Raw genomic sequence first — 17,131 nt, 5'->3', positions numbered from 1 at the left:
AAGTGATTTAATTCGACAAAAAGTACAGAAAAGGGGGAGCGGCGCGGGACGGCGCCGCCTGCCCTGCGGAACAGCAGGGCAACGCAGCGCACGCCCGGGCGCCACTCCCAAGCGTAACGATTCAGTTGTAAGTCTCCGGAACACGTCCGCCCAAAAGGGCGGCCCGCTCACCGGTCACGAGCGCAGGTCTTTATACTGCTCACAGGTACATTTTTTAAACTTTTTGCCGCTGCCGCAGGGACAGGGGTCATTGCGTCCCGGCTTGGCGATCTTCTTGGCCGGCTGCTTTTTCACGCTGCCGTCGTCCGCGCCGGATTCACCCGTGGGCTTTGCCACCTGTTCGCGCTGGAGAGGCTGCTCGGTGCGCAGCTCCATGGTGAGCAGCATGCGGGAGGTGTCCTCGCGGATGGACGCCACCATCTCGTCGAACATGTTGAAGCCCTCGATACGGTATTCCACCACAGGGTCGCGCTGGCCGTAGCTGCGCAGATAGATGCCCTTGCGCAGCTCCTCCATGGCGTCGATGTGCTCCATCCACTTGGTGTCCACGGTGCGCAGCAGCACGACGCGTTCAAACTCGCGCATCAAAGGCGAGCCGTAGCGTTTTTCCTTGTCCGCGCAGATGGCGTCGGCCCGGTCCGTCAGGACCTTCACAACGTCCTCCTGCTTCAGCTCGCCCAGAGCTTCGGGCGTGTAGCGGAAATCGCCGTCCTTGGCCAGCCAGCCGCGGTAGTGGCTGCGCAGGCCGTCGAAATCCCAGTCGTCGGCAACTTCGCCCGCCAGGAACAGCTGGGCATTGGCCGCAATGGACTCGTGGATCATGGTGTGAACATTTTCGGATACATCCTCGCCGCGCAGTACCTTGCCGCGCTGGCCGTAGATGATCTCGCGCTGGCTGTTCATCACGTCGTCGAACTGCAGCACGTTTTTGCGGATGGAGAAGTTGCGGGCCTCCAGCTTTTTCTGGGCGTTCTCGATGGTGCCGGAGATCATCTTGTTCTCAATGGGCATGTCTTCCTCGACGCCTAGGGAATCCATGATGGTGCTGACGCGCTCGCCGCCGAACAGGCGCATGAGGTCGTCCTCCAAGCTGATGAAGAAGCGGCTGGCGCCGGGGTCGCCCTGGCGGCCGGCACGGCCGCGCAGCTGGTTGTCGATGCGGCGGCTCTCGTGGCGTTCCGTGCCGATGATGAACAGGCCGCCCGCGGCGCACACCTCGGCGGCTTCTTCCGCAATGACTTTTTTGTGCGCGGCCTCCAGCTCGGCATAGCGCGCGCGCACCTTTAAAATTTCCGGGTCGGTGGTATCGGCGTGGCCGGTGCTCTCCACGATCAGTTCCTCGGAGAAGCCCTCCCTGCGCAGGTCGGCTTTGGCCATGTGCTCGGCGTTGCCGCCCAGCATGATGTCGGTGCCGCGGCCGGCCATATTTGTGGCGATGGTGACCGCGCCCTTTTTGCCCGCCTGCGCTACGATCTCAGCTTCCTTTTCGTGGTGCTTGGCGTTCAGAACCTCGTGCTTCACGCCGCGGCGGCTCAGCAGCTTGCTCAGCAGCTCGCTCTTTTCAATGGAAATGGTGCCCACCAGCACGGGCTGGCCCTTTTCATGGCACTCGATGATCTGCTCGATAACGGCGTTGAACTTGGCCGGTTCGGTTTTGTACACCACGTCGTTGTAGTCGGTGCGGGCCACGGGCTTGTTCGTGGGCACCTCCACCACCTGCAGGCCGTAGATCTCCTCAAACTCGGCGGCCTCCGTCTGTGCGGTGCCCGTCATGCCGGAGAGCTTTTCGTACATGCGGAAATAGTTCTGGAACGTGATGGTGGCCAGCGTGCGGCTCTCGCGGGCGACGGTGACGCCCTCCTTGGCCTCGATGGCCTGGTGCAGCCCCTCATTGTAGCGGCGGCCCAGCATCAGGCGGCCGGTGAACTCGTCCACGATGATGACCTCGCCGTCGCGCACCACATAATCCACGTCCCGCTTCATCACGCCCCGCGCCTTGATGGCCTGGTTGATGTGATGCTGCAGCGTCATGTTCGCGCCGTCGGCCAGATTTTCAACATTGAAGTACTTTTCAGCCTTGGCAATGCCGCTGGCGGTAAGCGTGGCCGTCTTTTTTTCTCGTCCACAACATAATCGCCGTCCACCTGCTCGTCCTGGTCCTCTTTGTCGTCCAGCTCGGCCACGACGGTGGCCTTCAGGCCCTTGGCAAAATTATCGGCCAGCTTGTACAGATCGGTGCTTTTATCGCCCTCGCCGCTGATGATGAGCGGCGTGCGTGCTTCGTCGATGAGGATGGAGTCCACCTCGTCCACGATGGCGTAATAATGCCCGCGCTGCACCATCTGCTCTTTGTAGGTGACCATGTTGTCGCGCAGGTAATCGAAGCCGAATTCATTGTTGGTGCCGTAGGTAATGTCGGCATTGTAGGCGGCGCGGCGTTCCTCGCCTGTGACGCCGTGGATGATGAGCCCCACCGAAAGACCCAGAAATTTATACAGCTTTCCCATCCACTCGCTGTCGCGTTTGGCCAGGTAATCGTTCACGGTGACGACGTGCACGCCCTTGCCGGTGAGCGCGTTCAGATATACGGGCAGCGTGGCGACAAGCGTTTTGCCCTCGCCGGTTTTCATCTCGGCGATGCAGGCGCGGTGCAGCACGATGCCGCCCACCACCTGTACGGGAAAGTGTTTCATGCCCAGCACGCGCCAGCTTGCCTCGCGGCATACGGCAAAGGCGTCGGGCAGAATGTCGTCCAGCGTTTCGCCCCCTGCCAGACGCTCCCGGAGCGCGGGCGTCATCGCCTGCAGCTCGCGGTCGGTCATGGCCTGGTACCGGGCCTCCAGCGCCAGCACCCTGTCCGCGATGGGCTGTATCTTCTTGAGCTCCTTCGTGGAAAAGGAGCCGAACAGTTTTTCAAAAAAAGACAAATTTTTCACTCACCTTCCGCGCGGCGCGCCGCCGCACAATTCCACTTTATAATACTACTTTATAGAATACGGTGTCAAACCAAACCGTCCAACTTCGTACAAACAAACGGTGAAGCTGCAAAAACCGTGCGCATCCGCGCGTTCGGACACAAAAAAAGCGCCCGCGGATGCGGGCGCGCCAAAAGGTGAAACGGTTCACTTTTCGCCGAACATATTAAAGCGGAACAGCCTGCGCTGGTCCTCGGGGTCGGAGCACTCCAGCTTCGCCTCCGCGATGCTGCCGCCCTCGATCAGCTTGGTAAAGCCGATGAGCTGGCACAGCCTGCTTTTCAGGTTCAGGCGGTCGCCTTCGGGCGTTACCATAAACACATCGCCCTTGCAGGCGGCAAGAACCTCGTTGAATTCTTTCAGGTCGATATCATGCATATCAACAGATGCCATGACCGCATATCTCCTCTCACAATTCTATTTTCCACAACTTCCGTTTGACAGGCCGACGTTCCCCTGTCAACCACAGTATAGCATGTGAATCGTTAATGTCAACAAATTTATAGAAAACTTTTTGTAATGTTATACAAAACGGAAGCGAAGACAGCGGCAACCAGGCAAAAGCGCACAATGGGGGAAAAAGTTTTGATTTTCGGCCCCACGCACTTGCAATGCAGCAGCGCTTTCTTTATAATATAGGATAGCGCAAATGTGAAATAACTGTCAAAAGAGAAACACAAAAGAACATCACAAAGGAGCATCACTATGACTTATTCTCATGAAGTAGAACGTATGTGTCCGCTCACGAAAGGCCCGAACCATGGGCCGGCCCCCATCCCGGAGGAGGGCCAGTGGGTAAAGGCATATCAGATCTCTGATATCAGCGGCCTGACGCACGGCGTTGGCTGGTGCGCGCCGCAGCAAGGCACCTGCAAGCTGACGCTGAACGTGAAAAAGGGCGTCATCGAGGAAGCGCTGGTGGAGACCATCGGCTGCTCCGGCATGACCCATTCCGCCGCCATGGCGGGCGAGATCCTGCCCGGCAAGACCATTCTGGAGGCGCTGAACACAGACCTTGTGTGCGACGCCATCAACGTGGCCATGCGCGAGCTGTTCCTGCAGATCGTCTACGGCCGCAGCCAGACCGCGTTTTCCGACGACGGCCTGCCTGTCGGCGCCGGCCTGGAGGACCTGGGCAAGGGCCTGCGCAGCATGACGGGCACCATTTTCTCCACCAAGGCGAAGGGCGTGCGCTACCTGGAGCTGACCGAGGGGTATATCACAAAGGTCGCCGTCGACGAGAACGGCGAGGCCATCGGCTACCAGTTCGTCCGTCTGGGCAAAATGATGGAGGACATCCGCCACGGTGTGGACCCGAAGACCGCTTACGAGAAGAACATCGGCACCTACGGCCGCTTTGCGGACGCGCCGAAGTATATCGACCCGCGCGAAGAGTAAGAGAGGAGGAGAAGAACAATGGCTAAATTTGAAAGTCAAGAACGCCGCATGCCGAAAATCGAGGCATGCCTGAAAGCAAACGGCCTGGAGTCTCTGGACGCCTGCCGCGAGATGCTCCTCTCCAAGGGCATCGACGTTGACGCGATCGTCAAGGGTGTGCAGCCCATCTGCTTTGAGAACGCCGTCTGGGCGTACACGCTGGGCACGGCCATCGCCGTGAAGCGCGGCCTGAAGAGCGCCGCCGACTGTGCCGCCGCCATCGGCGAGGGCCTGGAGGCCTTCACCATCCCCGGCTCGGTGGCCGAACAGCGCGCCGTGGGCCTTGGCCACGGCAACCTGGGCGCCATGCTTCTGCGCGACGAGACCAAGTGCTTCGCCTTCCTGGCTGGCCACGAGAGCTTTGCCGCCGCCGAGGGCGCCATCGGCATCGCCCGCACCGCCAACAAGGCCCGCAAGGAGCCGCTGCGCGTTATCCTGAACGGCCTGGGCAAGGACGCCGCCTATATCATCAGCCGCATCAACGGCTTCACCTATGTGGAGACGGATTACGACTTCAAGACCGGCGAGCTGAAGGTCGTGCGCGAGAAGGCTTTTTCCGACGGCGAACGCGCCGCGGTGAAGTGCTACGGCGCCAACGACGTGCTCGAGGGCGTTGCCATTATGAAGAAGGAGGGCGTTGAGGTGTCCATCACGGGCAACTCCACCAACCCCACCCGTTTCCAGCACCTGGTTGCCGGCACCTATAAAAAATGGGCGATGGAGAACGGTAAAAAATACTTCTCCGTGGCTTCCGGCGGCGGTACGGGCCGCACGCTGCACCCGGACAACGTGGCCGCGGGTCCCGCTTCCTACGGCCTGACGGACTCCATGGGCCGCATGCACGGCGACGCACAGTTCGCCGGCTCCTCCAGCGTTCCCGCGCACGTGGAGATGATGGGCCTGATCGGCATGGGCAACAACCCCATGGTGGGCGCCACCGTGGCCTGCGCCGTGGCTGCCAGCCAGGCGTAAGCGTCCCGGCAAAATACAGCACAAAAGGCAGCGGCCGCCCCTTGCGGGGCGGCCGCTGTTTTATGTTCTGCCGCACTCGCGGACGGCGGGGCGTGGGGCGGTATTTCGCTTCTGCAGAAAGGCAAAAGCGCCGCAGCCGGTCAGCCGGCCGCCGCAAGGGCGTACAGAAGCGCCAGTGCGGCAACATTGACTGCGGAAAAGATGAGCAGATAGCGCCGTGTGCCGCCCGGCGCGGAGCGGGCATAAAGCTTGAGGGAGATCAGGCTTGCGAGAGAGGCAATGGGCGTGCCGAGGCCGCCAAGGTTCGTGCCCGTCAGCAGGGCGCGCCAGTCCTGTGAAAAGCCCGCAAGAAGGACGGCGGCGGGCACGTTGCTGACGACCTGGCTGACCAACACACAGGTGGGCAGCGCGTGCTTGTCCATAAGAGCGGAAAGAAGCGCGTTCACCCCGCCGATCTTTCTCATGTTGCCCGCGAAAATAAAGAAAAATACAAATGTGAGCAGCAGGCTGTAATCCACTTCCCGAAAAAGGTCCCGCATGAACAGCATAAGCATGGCCAGTACCACAGCCGTCAGGAGCTGGTATGGTGCCACACGGAATACGCACAGCAGGCACAGCACGAACAGTACGCTCAGCGCGGGCAGGCGGCGCGTGTTGTATCCGTGCACATCTCCCATGGCGACGGTGACGGCCCGGGGCGGCACGAACAGCACGCCCATGCACAGCAGCGCAAGGCTGGCCGCCGCAAGGGGCAGCATGGTGCGGAAAAAATCGGCGGGGGACAGGGCAAAACGATTGTAGAGAAAAAGATTCTGCGGATTGCCAACAGGCGTGGCCATGCTGCCGAGATTGGCCGCGACGGTCTGCAGTACGATGATGTACGGAGCATAGGCGGAAGCATCGGCCATGTTCAGAATCAAGATGGCAAAGGGGACGAAGGTGAGCAGGGCCACATCATTGGTGACGAGCATGGAACTGAAAAAAGGCAGCAGCACCAGCATGAGCGCCAGAAAACGCAGTGTCTTTTTACCGCGAAGCAGGCGCAGCGCCAGCGCCTCGAACAGACCGCAGCCACGCAGCCCGGCCACGACGGCCATCAGGCAGAAAAGCAGGCACAGCACGCGGAAGTCGAAATAGGAAATATACGCCGCGGAGGGCGGCACAAAAAGAGTGGAGGCCAGCGCGGCCAGCGCCGCGCAGCAGAGAACGGCCTCCCTGCGGATAAAGTTCAAAATGCGGGCGGGAGAGAGATGCATGGGGTACGCTTCCTTTCGTGAAATCCGTATCCATTATCATAACATATTTTTGTGCGGTATCCAGTGCCGAAGCCCCAAATTTGCGGGAGAAACACTGGAATCGACGCTGCGTTCCCGCCCGCCGCGCCGGGAAAGGCATTTGCAATTGTGCAAAACGACTGCAAAACGCAAGGGAGGAACGCGCTTTCTATTGAAAATGGAAAAATAAATAATATGCAAAATATTCACTTGACTTTGTATATTTATGCATGTATACTAAGACTCAGACAACAGGCCGGCCGCAGCGGTCGCCGCTGCGAAGCGCCCGCCTGTAAATATGCACTTGTTGAAAGAGGAGAATGGTACTTATGAAAAAGCTTGTAGCAGTATGCATGGCGCTTGTAATGGCGCTGGGCCTCGCCGCCTGCGGCGGTTCCGGCTCTTCCAGCTCCGCTCCCGCGGCTTCGTCCGGCGCGGTAAGCGCTCCGGCCGCGTCCGGCACGTCCGCTTCCGAAGCCGACGACGGCATCGCAATGACGGGCGGCAATGTGGAGGAGCACAGCGTGGAGGCCATCAAGGCCAAGGGCGTGCTCGTTGTAACGACAGAGGCCGGCTATGCGCCGTTTGAGTTCCTGGACGAGAACGACAATGTCGTGGGCCTGGACGCTTCCCTGGCGCAGGCGCTGGCAGATGATCTGGGCGTTGAACTGGATATACAGAACATCGCGTTCGATTCCGTTGTGGCTGAGGTCCAGGCGGGCAACGCCGATATGGCCATCGCGGGCCTTACGCCCAACGCAGACCGCAAAAAGAGCGTGGACATGAGCGATATGTACTATGCCGGCGGCCAGTGCATGCTGGTGCTGGAGGAAAACCTGGACAAATATGCCACCAAGGAAAGCCTGGCCGGCGCGGTGATGGCCACTCAGAAAGCCGCCCTGCAGGAGACGCTGATGGCGGAGCAGTTCCCCGATGCAGAGCCCCTGCTTTTGCCGGACTTCCCCCAGTGCATCGCCAACCTGAAGAACGGTGAGTGCGCGGCTGTGATGATCGACGAGATCAGCGCCGAGCAGTATATGCAGACAGTCGAGGGCCTGGCCATCGGCAAGGTGCCTGTGGAGATCGATCCCGAAGAGGGCGGCAACGCTGTGGCTGTGATGAAGGGCAACACCGATCTGCTGGATTGGGTGAACGAGCGCATCGCGGCATATGAGGCCGAGGGCCTGCTGGAGCAGTGGTTCCAGGAAGCGCAGGAGAAGGCTGCTTCCATGGGCATCGAGTAAGCTGCAGGACATCGCATTGAATTTGATACGCGGCGGAGGGCGCGTCCCTCCGCCGCGGTCTTTGTGTTTCTGCCGCCCCGCGGGCGGAGAATGCCGTTTTACCACGAAGGAGGATACGATGTTTTCATTTGAGCGAATGCTGAAAATATGGGAAAAGTACGGCCATATGTACTGGAACGGCCTTGGCTATACGCTGCTGTTCGCATTTGTGAGCGTGCTGATGGGCCTTGTGCTGGGGCTCGTGCTGGCGTCCGGCCGTATGGCCAGCGTACAGTCCCGCGACAATCTGGCAGTCAAGGCGCTCAAGGCTGTTGCCAAATTTTTTTGTACCGCATATGTGGAGGTGTTCCGTGCCACGCCGATGCTGGTGCAGGTGTTCATCATCTACTACGGTCTGGGCAATGTTTTCAAGCTGCCGGATTCCAGCCTCAACCGCATGTTCTGGGGCATGGTGGCCGTCGGCCTCAACTCCGCGGCTTATATGTCGGAGGTCATCCGCTCCGGCATCGGCGCGGTGCCCGGCGGCCAGATGGAGGCCGCGCGCTGCATCGGCATGAGCCATTGGAAGGCTATGCGCCATGTGATCCTGCCCCAGGCGGTGCGCAACATCCTGCCCGCCATGTGCAACGAGTTCGTCACCATCATCAAGGAGACCAGTATCCTGGGCATGGTGGGCATTGTAGAGCTGATGTTCCGCGCCCAGTCCATCGCCAAGCAGACCTATATTTTCCTGGAGCCGTATGTCATCGCGGCCATCATGTATTTTATCATTGTGTTCCCGCTGTCGAAGATCATCGCGGCTGTGGAAAGGAGGATGAGCAAGAGTGTCACCCGCTAAAGGAGAAAAACTCATTGAGGTCAAGGGCCTGGAGAAGCACTTCAAGCATGTGGAGGTGCTGCGCGGTATCAACATCGACATCTGCAAGGGCGACGTGGTGGCGGTCATCGGGCCGTCCGGCTCGGGCAAATCCACGTTTTTGCGCTGCCTGAACCTGTTGGAGGAGCCCACGGGCGGACAGATCGTGTTTGAGGGCGTGGACATTACCTCCAAGGAGACAAAGATCGACCAGATGCGCCAGAAGATCGGCATGGTGTTCCAGCAGTTCAATCTGTTCACCAACATGACGGTGCTGGACAACGTGAGCGCGGGGCCGGTGCTGGTAAAAGGAATGAAGAAAGACGAGGCCCGCAAGCTGGCCCAAAGCTTGCTGGAGCGCGTGGGTCTGGGCGACCGCGGCGGCGCGTATCCCATCCAGCTCTCCGGCGGCCAGCAGCAGCGTGTGGCCATTGCCCGCGCGCTGGCCATGCAGCCGGACGTGATGCTGTTCGACGAGCCCACCAGCGCGCTGGACCCGGAGATGGTACACGAGGTGCTGGACGTTATCCAGCAGCTTGCCCGGGAGGGAATGACCATGGTGGTCGTCACCCACGAGATGGGCTTTGCCCGCGAGGTGGCAAACCGCGTGGTGTTCATCGACGAGGGCGTTATCATGGAGGAGGCCGCTCCGGCGGAGTTCTTCGGCAGCCCCAAAAACCCGCGTTTGAAGGATTTTCTCGGTAAGGTGCTGTAAAGCGCCCGGAAAACAAGTGCAAAAAACAGCGCCGCTCCAAAGGCACACCTTTGGAGCGGCGCTGTTTGCGTATGCTTTTTTGTGCGGCGTTTGCCTGAAAGCGCTCAGAACAGGCCGCTGATGACGCCGTTTTCGTCCACGTCGATGCCCTCGGCCGCGGGCTTTTTGGGAAGGCCGGGCATCGTCATGATATTGCCCATCACCACAACGACGAAGCCCGCGCCCGCAGAGAGGCGCAGCTCCCGCACGGTCATTGTGAAGCCGGAGGGCGCGGCCAGCAGCGAGGCGTCGTCCGAGAAGCTGTACTGCGTCTTGGCGATGCACACGGGCAGGCGGCCAAAGCCGCCCGTGTCCAGCTCCGCAAGCTGCTTTTTTGCGGCGGCGGAAAACGCCACGTCCGCCGCGCCGTATATGTTTTTGCATACCGCGCGGACCTTGTCCGCCACGGGCGCGTCGTCCGGATAGGTGAAGCGCACCGGGCGTTTTTCCAAAATGCCCAGCACATCCTCGGCCAGCTCCAGGCCGCCCGCTCCGCCTTTTGCAAACACCTCGCTCAGCGCGCAGGGCACGCCCAGCCGGGCGCACAGGTCCCGCAGGTACTGGTGCTCCTCGGGGCTGTCGGTGGGGAAGGCGTTGATGGCCACGCACACCGGCAGGCCGAATTTGCTCTGCATATTTTCCACATGGCGGGCCAGGTTCGCGCTGCCGGCCTCCAGATATTCAAGGCTGGGCACGCCCAGCTCCGCCTTGGGGCAGCCGCCGTGGTGCTTGAGCGCGCGCACCGTGGCAACGACCACAACGGCGGAGGGTTCGATGCCGGACAGGCGGCACTTGATGTCGAGGAATTTTTCCGCGCCCAGGTCCGCGCCGAAGCCCGCCTCGGTGACGACATAATCTGCCAGCTTCATGCCCAGCTTTGTGGCGATGACGCTGTTGCAGCCGTGGGCGATGTTGGCGAACGGCCCGCCGTGCACCAGCGCGGGCGTGTGCTCCAGCGTCTGCACCAGGTTCGGGTCAAAAGCGTCCTTCAGCAGCGCGGCCATGGCGCCCGCCGCGCCGATCTGCTCCGCCGTGACGGGCGCGCCCGCATACGTGTAGCCCACTACGATGCGGCCCAGGCGGGCCTTCAGGTCGGCCAGATCGGTGGCAAGGCAGAAAATGGCCATCACCTCGCTTGCAACGGTGATGTCGAAGCCGTCCTCACGCGGCGTGCCGTTGGCCTTGCCGCCCAGGCCGTCGGTGATGAAGCGGAGCTGGCGGTCGTTCATGTCCACGCAGCGCTTCCAGGTGATGCGCCGCGGATCGATGTTCAGCGCGTTGCCCTGATAAATATGGTTGTCCACCATGGCGGCCAGCAGATTGTTGGCCGCGCCGATGGCGTGAAGATCGCCTGTGAAGTGCAGGTTGATGTCCTCCATGGGCACCACCTGTGCATACCCGCCGCCCGCGGCGCCGCCCTTTACGCCGAACACGGGGCCGAGGCTGGGCTCCCGCAGCGCGAGGACGACGTTTTTGCCCATTCGGTGCAGCGCGTCCGCCAGGCCCACGCTGGTGGTGGTTTTGCCCTCGCCCGCGGGCGTGGGGCTGATGGCCGTTACAAGAATGACTTTGGCGTCCTTTTTTTCGGCCAGCTTTTTCACAAGGCGGTGGTCCACCTTGGCTTTGTACTTTCCGTAGGGGATCAGGCTCTCGCCGTTCAGCCCCAGCGACGCGGCCACGTCGGAAATGGGTTCCAAAACGGCTTCCTGCGCGATCTGGATATCGGTTTTCATGCAAACGCTCCCTTTTTCACTCCCGTTTTTGCGGCGTGCGTAAAATATACACGCCGTTCGCATAAAATTTTAACAAATTTCTGATATGATTACAAGGGAAGAGGCCTTTCAATTGACTTTTTGCCCCGTAAAAGTTAGAATGGTATATATTGTGAGAGTAGAGGGAGAACAGGAATGGATATCCAGATCATTGTAGACAGCTGCTGCGACCTTACCCCCGCGCTGCGCAACCTGCTGCGCGTGTCTGTCGCAAGCCTGAAGATCGACGTGGGGAGCATCCACTATGTGGACGACGAGCGCATCGACACAAAAAAGCTCATCGCGGACATGAAGGCGTATAAAAACGCTCCCTCCACAGCCTGCCCCTCGCCGGATGAATACGCCGCGCTGATGGAAAAAAGCGAGGAGAGCTTTGTGGTGACGCTCTCCGGCAAGCTGTCCGGCAGCTACAACGCCGCCTGCGTTGGCCGGGAGATGGTGCTGGAGCGCAGCCCGGAAAAGAAGATTCATATTTTTGACTCCGAGAGCGCGTCCGCGGGCGAAACGCTCATCGCCCTGATGCTGCGCGACCGCATCGACGGCGGGCATTCCTTCGAGGACATCGTCGCCGAGATGACGGCGTTCATTGCGCGGATGAAAACGCGCTTCGTGCTGGAGGACCTTTCCAACCTTGTGAAAAACGGCCGCATCTCCAAGGTGGCGGGCCTTTTGGGCGGCATGCTGTCTTTGCGGCCCATTATGGGCGACGACGGCCACGGCAGCATCGTGGCCATCGAAAAGGTGCGCGGCACCCAGAACGCCATGCGCCGCTTGGTGGAGCTCATTGCCGAAGGCACGCGGGAGGCCGCAGCCTCCAGCCTGACGATGGTGCTGAGCTACTGCAACTGCCCCGAGCGCGCCATGATGCTGAAAAAGGAATTTCTGGAAAAATGTGCGGCACTGCGCGAGGTGATCCTGGTGCCCACCAGCGGCCTGTCCACGGTATACGCTTACGATGGCGGCATCGTGCTGGCTTACTGAAAAATGTGAAACAACAGCCGCCGGGAGGCGGGCGTATGCCCGTTCCCGACGGTTGTTTTTTGCGTATAAGCCCGGGAATGAAACAAATCTGATACATTCATCCGTTACTCTGATGGTAGAAACTGATGCAAGGGGGAAAGCGGCATGAACCGCATCCTGATCGTAGAAGACGAAGTACCAATCGCCCAGCTCATTGAAATGAGCCTGGCGCGGGCAGGTTATCAATGCGAGGCCGTCAACGACGGCTGCGCGGCGGCGGATAAGATCGAACAGAACGATTACGACCTGGTGCTGCTGGATATCATGCTGCCCAGGCTGGACGGCTATGAGCTGCTGGAGTATCTGCGGCCCATGGGCACGCCTGTCATTTTCATCACGGCTAAGGGCACTCTGGGCGACCGGGTGCGTGGGCTGAACCTGGGCGCGGATGATTACATCGTGAAGCCGTTTGAGGTGGCGGAACTGGTGGCGCGGGTGGAAAGTGTGCTGCGCCGTACCGGGCGCGGCGGCGCGCTGCTGCGCGCGTGGGACGTTACGGTGGACACCGTGGCGCGCAGCGCCACCAAGGCGGGCGTGCCGGTGGCCCTCACGCCCCGGGAATTCGACCTTCTGGAACAGCTTTTGCGCAACCGGGGCGCGGCACTGTACCGCGACGTGCTGTTCGAGCGTGTTTGGGGCGGCGAGATGGATGACGGCACGCGCACGCTGGACCTGCACATCCAGCGCCTGCGCAAAAAGCTGGGTTGGCAGGAGCATATCAAGACCGTCTATAAGGTGGGGTATCTTCTGGAAATGGAGGGAGAGCCGTGAAAAAAGAAAAGCGCGCCCGCGCCAGGCGGACGGGCGCGCAGGCGGCGGAAAGCGGCGCGGCCCGCCCGGCAGGCGGCGCCGGAAAGACGCTCCGTGCACTGGGCTTTGCCCAGAAGCTGACGCTGGCCATGCTTCTGGTGCTGGCCATGGCGCTCTCGCTGGGGGGCGCGGTGGTACTGGCCGGAAACTTCGACGATGCTCTGAACGAGGCGGGCCAGCAGGCGGAGGTGCAGCATCTGCTGCAATGCTATGCGCTGGAATCCGACCTGTTGGACGTGGCCGCGCGGGGCGAGACCGTGACGGACAGCCATCTGGCGCGCTACGGCAGCTCGCTGGAGGATTATGTGGGCGGAAAGCTGGTGGCCCTGTACCGCGGTGACGCGGCGGCACAGGGCGGGACGTCCTCCGCCGCGGCGGAGACGGAAACGGAAGCACAGGCGGCTTCCGATGCAGAGCGGCAGCCCGCGGCGCTGCGCACGGTGTATACCTCGTTTCCCTGGGACGAGGGCCCTACGGGCCAGACGGATACTTACCGCATGCACCGGGACGGCGGCAGGACGTATATGCTGTTCGAGGCGGAGGTGGAGACCGTGGGCAATCCGCCCGTCACGCTGCTGACGGGACACGACGTGACCAGCGTGTTCGCCGCGCGGGACCGTGCGCTGCTGCGCTTCTGGGAAATGGAACTGGTGGTGCTGGTGTGCGCGGGCGCGATGATCGCGCTGCTGTCCCGCTGGCTGACAAAACCGCTGGCGCGTCTGACACAGGCGAGCGAAAGCATTGCGGGCGGCGCGTACGGCGAGCGCACGGGCCTTTCGGGCGGGGACGAGATCGGCGTGCTGAGCCGAAGCTTTGACGCTATGGCGGCCGCCGTGCAGGAAAAGGTAGATGCGCTGGAGCTGTCGGTGCGCCAGCGCGAGGACTTTATGTCCGCGTTCACGCACGAGCTGAAAACGCCGATGACGGCGGTCATCGGTTATGCGGACACGCTGCGCAGCATGCAGTGCGAGCCGGAGCAGCAGCAGCGGGCGGCGAACTATATTTTCAGTGAAGCGCGGCGCGTGGAGGCGCTTTCGGAAAAGTTGCTGCAATTGCTGGGCCTGCGGGAGCAGGCGCCCGCGCTGGAGCCGCTGGAACTGGAGCGCGTGTTCGCACGCGCCAGGGCGGCGCTGGGGCCGTCCGTTGCGCCGGTGGAGCCGGTGTTCCAGCCCGCGCCGGGCGTGCGGGTGCGGGGCGACGCCGATCTGCTGGTGGACCTGCTTTACAATCTTGTGCAGAACGCGGCCCGTGCCAGGCCCAAGGACGGCCGCGTGTCCATCGGCTGGCACACGGCGGCGGAAGGCCAGGGCGTGGACGTGACGGTGCGCGACACCGGCTGCGGTATCCCGGCCGCGGCGCTGGCGCGTGTGACGGAGCCGTTTTACATGGTGGATAAATCCCGCGCGCGGGCGGGCGGCGGCAGCGGCATGGGGCTGGCCCTGTGCGAGAAGATCGCCGCGCTGCACGGCGGGCGGCTGCAAATTGAAAGCGTTGAAGGGGAGGGCACCGCGGTGACGGTGCGCCTGCCTGCGGCAGACGGCAAAGAAGGAGGCGCGGCAGTGTGAACAAATGGAAGAAATGGTTCGCGCGCCCCGCGGCCGCGGTGCTGTGCACGGGCGTTTTGGCGCTGGCCCTCTCGGCCGTGCCCGCCCTGACGCTGTGGCTGGGCGACGCGGGGCTGCTGGCCCAGCCGCACGCGCGCACGCAGAAAGCGGGCGCGCTGGCGCTTACGGGCGAGGATATGTATTTAACGCGGGTGCTGAAAAAATACAGCCGGCGCGGAAGCCTGAGCGGTTACCAGCGGGCGGGAACCAGCCCGGATTCCATGTATTATGTCGAGCCGGACGGCTTGCTCTTCCATGTGGAGGAACTGGCGTCGGCGGGCGTGCTGCCGGAGGAGTGGGCCGCCTATTTTATGGATCAGATTGGACTGTCCACGTATCAGAGCGAGGATAGCCTGGGCTTTGTCAACTACATAAGCTATGGCCGTCGGGATGAAAATCTGGGCTATTATATCATTGGCGTCACTGTGGAGAGCCAGTCCCAAAAGGTGGTGGGGCTCTGGGGTACGGCAGAGGAGTGGGCGGGCCTGCCGGAGCCCGACGCGCCGGCGGTGCTCGCGGCCTACAAAACATACCTCGGCATGGACAGCCTGGCAGACTGGGCCGGGCCGGAGGGTACGAAATATGCAGAGAACGGTCTGTATTCCGCCTCGGCCGGGCTGCTGCTCGCCTGCCAGAGCGGGTTTTATGTTGCATATCCCGATTATACATTTGAAGCCGGAGGCGACCAGCAGCGTATGTATTTCAGCCTGAGCGCGGCGTCCGTGGAAGAAAGCACCGTGCGCGGCTGGCAGGAATATCAGCGTTCCTTCGGCGCGGGGGCATTCAGACAAGCGGATGCGGACACGGCGCGGCTGCAGGAGGAGCAGCCGGAAGAGGAGGCGATGGGATGAAGCGGATTTTTGCACTGTGCCTTGTCCTGGCGCTGCTGGCAGGATGCGCGCCCGCCCCCAACGCCCCTTCCTCCGGCGCGCCGGCCTCCTCCCAAACGGTGCAGGAGCCGCCCGCGCCCACGTTCGCCGTAGGTGTGCTGGACACTGTGCAGTGGAGCGGCTATGGAACGGGAAGCAACGGCGGCGACGCTTATTACGAACTGGCTGTGCTGGCCGAGAACGCCGCCGGGCCGGACGGCCTTACCCGGCGCGTATCCATGCTTTTACGTACGGATTACGCTACGCTGACGCAGGCGCCGCTGTGCAGCGTGCCGGGCTGCGGCCACAGTGACGCCGCGTGCCCGGCGTACATAGAGGGAAACAATATAGCGGTTGCGGCCATTGGCGGGAACGTCTACCTGATGGGCTCCGTGTATGGGACGTGGTTTGTACAAAACGCAGCCTCATCGGCGGCCGCGGCTTATATCGACGTGGTGGACGCTTCCGGCGCCCGGCGCAAAAGGGTGATGGAATTCCCCCAGGGCTGGGAGGTGTACAGCGATTCTTTCTCCTACACGGACGGCGGAGCGCTGTACGGAAGCTATTACGACCATAGCGAAAATGTCTCCGGCGGCGTGCGGGTAGACCTGGCCACCGGGGAATATACGGTATTTGAGACAGGCGGAGACAGTATATTGGGCGTGTCCGGCAGCAGCTTCCTCATGCGGCATTATGAATATCCGCTGGATGACGGCGTTTATCCCGGCGTGGCTGTCGGCGAGGCAGAGCAGGTGCGGGGCCAGCAGATGGACGAATGGCTGGTGCAGTATGATTTGGCCGCAGGCACGCGGATGCGCCTCGGCAGCCCGCAGATGGATTGGTATGGGGAGTACGATGGCTACGGCTATCTTGGCGGCATGTATGTGCGGGACGGCAAGCTGTACCAGATGTTCATTCAGGATGATGACGGGGACGCCTCTCTGAAAACACTTTTGGAACGGGATATTTTTAACGGTACGCAGCGGGCGCTGGCTTCGTTCCGGCCGTCGGCCTCCGTACCATGGCTGGACTTTGGTCTTCATGATATACTTCCGGCATGCTGCGGCGAACAGGAACCGTATTTATGGGCGGGTGCTTTCAGCACAAGCGGCGCGGGCTGTGTCCCGGCCTATTTGATCGATGTGCGGGACGGGCAGCTGCGCGAAGTTTTGCTGCGGGCTGAAGAACCGTATACGGGCGGGGAAACGGCGGCCTTGCCGCTGGCCCGGACGAACGGCGGTTTATGGCTGGTGCCGGTGGCGGCAATGGAGGACCCGTGGGGCGGGATGCGCCGGTCCTATGCCCTCGCCGCGCCGGAGACCGTGTTTGCCGGCAGCGGGGAGCTGCAGTATATCCGGATGTGGACGCCGCCCGATGCAATGGGATGATTTTTGGAAGAGGCGGCGCCCTCCGGCGTCAATATGCCGATGACGGCGGCCTGTGGTCTTTTCCTCACAGGCCGCTGTTTTTTCTTTCTTTCCGTTGCCTTGCACTTTGTTTGGTAGTATAATAATTTTATATATGGTTTTTGGGAGGCTTTGCCT

The 17,131-nt window shown here is 61.5% G+C and carries 13 protein-coding genes and 1 pseudogene; 10 read left to right on the top strand and 4 right to left on the bottom strand.

Going from position 1 to position 17,131, the window contains the following annotated elements; all coding sequences use genetic code 11:
• Positions 1-174 precede the first annotated feature (174 nt).
• Positions 175-2,927 (bottom strand): annotated as a pseudogene (gene secA / locus TQ39_RS21815) (preprotein translocase subunit SecA).
• A gap of 195 nt (positions 2,928-3,122) precedes the next feature.
• The gene (locus tag TQ39_RS04445) at positions 3,123-3,368 is read right to left on the bottom strand and encodes a hypothetical protein (RefSeq protein ID WP_009325138.1); all 246 of its coding nucleotides are present in this window, start codon (positions 3,366-3,368) and stop codon (positions 3,123-3,125) included.
• Positions 3,369-3,680: 312 nt separating this feature from the next.
• Here TQ39_RS04445 and TQ39_RS04435 point away from each other — a divergent pair, with 312 nt between their 5' ends.
• A complete protein-coding gene (locus TQ39_RS04435; protein ID WP_009325137.1) occupies positions 3,681-4,373 on the top strand; it encodes an iron-sulfur cluster assembly scaffold protein in 693 nt (230 codons plus the stop codon).
• Positions 4,374-4,391: 18 nt separating this feature from the next.
• Entirely contained in the window at positions 4,392-5,384 is a 993-nt protein-coding gene (locus tag TQ39_RS04430) for a GGGtGRT protein (RefSeq protein ID WP_009325136.1), read from the top strand.
• Between the two features lie 140 nt (positions 5,385-5,524).
• Here TQ39_RS04430 and TQ39_RS04425 read toward each other — a convergent pair whose 3' ends face one another.
• On the bottom strand, positions 5,525-6,640 hold the full coding sequence (locus tag TQ39_RS04425; RefSeq protein ID WP_050004706.1) for an SLC13 family permease: 1,116 nt from the start codon (positions 6,638-6,640) through the stop codon (positions 5,525-5,527).
• A 347-nt stretch (positions 6,641-6,987) separates the two neighbouring features.
• Between TQ39_RS04425 and TQ39_RS04415 the strand changes: the two genes are divergently transcribed.
• From TQ39_RS04415 to TQ39_RS04405, 3 genes are all read left to right on the top strand, one after another.
• A complete protein-coding gene (locus tag TQ39_RS04415) occupies positions 6,988-7,902 on the top strand; it encodes a transporter substrate-binding domain-containing protein (protein ID WP_009325132.1) in 915 nt (304 codons plus the stop codon).
• A 118-nt stretch (positions 7,903-8,020) separates the two neighbouring features.
• Positions 8,021-8,740, top strand: a complete 720-nt coding sequence (locus TQ39_RS04410) for an amino acid ABC transporter permease (protein ID WP_009325130.1) — start codon at positions 8,021-8,023, stop codon at positions 8,738-8,740.
• Positions 8,727-9,473 (top strand): amino acid ABC transporter ATP-binding protein, encoded by a 747-nt coding sequence (locus TQ39_RS04405; RefSeq protein WP_050004704.1) that lies wholly within the window; start codon positions 8,727-8,729, stop codon positions 9,471-9,473. Before TQ39_RS04410 ends, TQ39_RS04405 begins: the two co-directional genes overlap by 14 nt.
• A gap of 104 nt (positions 9,474-9,577) precedes the next feature.
• On the opposite strand, the gene TQ39_RS04400 is transcribed toward TQ39_RS04405, so the two are convergent.
• The gene (locus TQ39_RS04400) at positions 9,578-11,245 is read right to left on the bottom strand and encodes a formate--tetrahydrofolate ligase (protein WP_156146186.1); all 1,668 of its coding nucleotides are present in this window, start codon (positions 11,243-11,245) and stop codon (positions 9,578-9,580) included.
• 174 nt (positions 11,246-11,419) lie between these two features.
• Between TQ39_RS04400 and TQ39_RS04395 the strand changes: the two genes are divergently transcribed.
• The 5 genes from TQ39_RS04395 (at position 11,420) to TQ39_RS04375 (ending at position 16,975) form a co-directional block, all read left to right on the top strand.
• Positions 11,420-12,265, top strand: a complete 846-nt coding sequence (locus TQ39_RS04395; RefSeq protein WP_050004702.1) for a DegV family protein — start codon at positions 11,420-11,422, stop codon at positions 12,263-12,265.
• A 144-nt stretch (positions 12,266-12,409) separates the two neighbouring features.
• Positions 12,410-13,075, top strand: a complete 666-nt coding sequence (locus tag TQ39_RS04390) for a response regulator transcription factor (RefSeq protein ID WP_050004701.1) — start codon at positions 12,410-12,412, stop codon at positions 13,073-13,075.
• Positions 13,072-14,679 carry a sensor histidine kinase gene (locus tag TQ39_RS04385; protein WP_009325124.1) on the top strand — a complete coding sequence of 536 codons (1,608 nt, stop codon included), beginning with the start codon at positions 13,072-13,074 and terminating at the stop codon, positions 14,677-14,679. The genes TQ39_RS04390 and TQ39_RS04385 overlap by 4 nt, the downstream gene beginning before the upstream one ends.
• Positions 14,676-15,569: a hypothetical protein gene (locus TQ39_RS04380; RefSeq protein WP_050004700.1), complete on the top strand. Its 894-nt coding sequence runs from the start codon at positions 14,676-14,678 to the stop codon at positions 15,567-15,569. The genes TQ39_RS04385 and TQ39_RS04380 overlap by 4 nt, the downstream gene beginning before the upstream one ends.
• Positions 15,566-16,975, top strand: coding sequence for a hypothetical protein (locus tag TQ39_RS04375; RefSeq protein ID WP_050004699.1), 1,410 nt, complete (start codon positions 15,566-15,568; stop codon positions 16,973-16,975). The genes TQ39_RS04380 and TQ39_RS04375 overlap by 4 nt, the downstream gene beginning before the upstream one ends.
• The last annotated feature ends 156 nt before the right edge of the window (positions 16,976-17,131 follow it).

The organism is Ruthenibacterium lactatiformans (genome assembly GCF_000949455.1).
GTDB lineage: Bacteria > Bacillota > Clostridia > Oscillospirales > Ruminococcaceae > Ruthenibacterium > Ruthenibacterium lactatiformans.
Note: the sequence above shows the minus strand (reverse complement) of the source record. Positions and strands in the feature narration are given on the sequence as shown.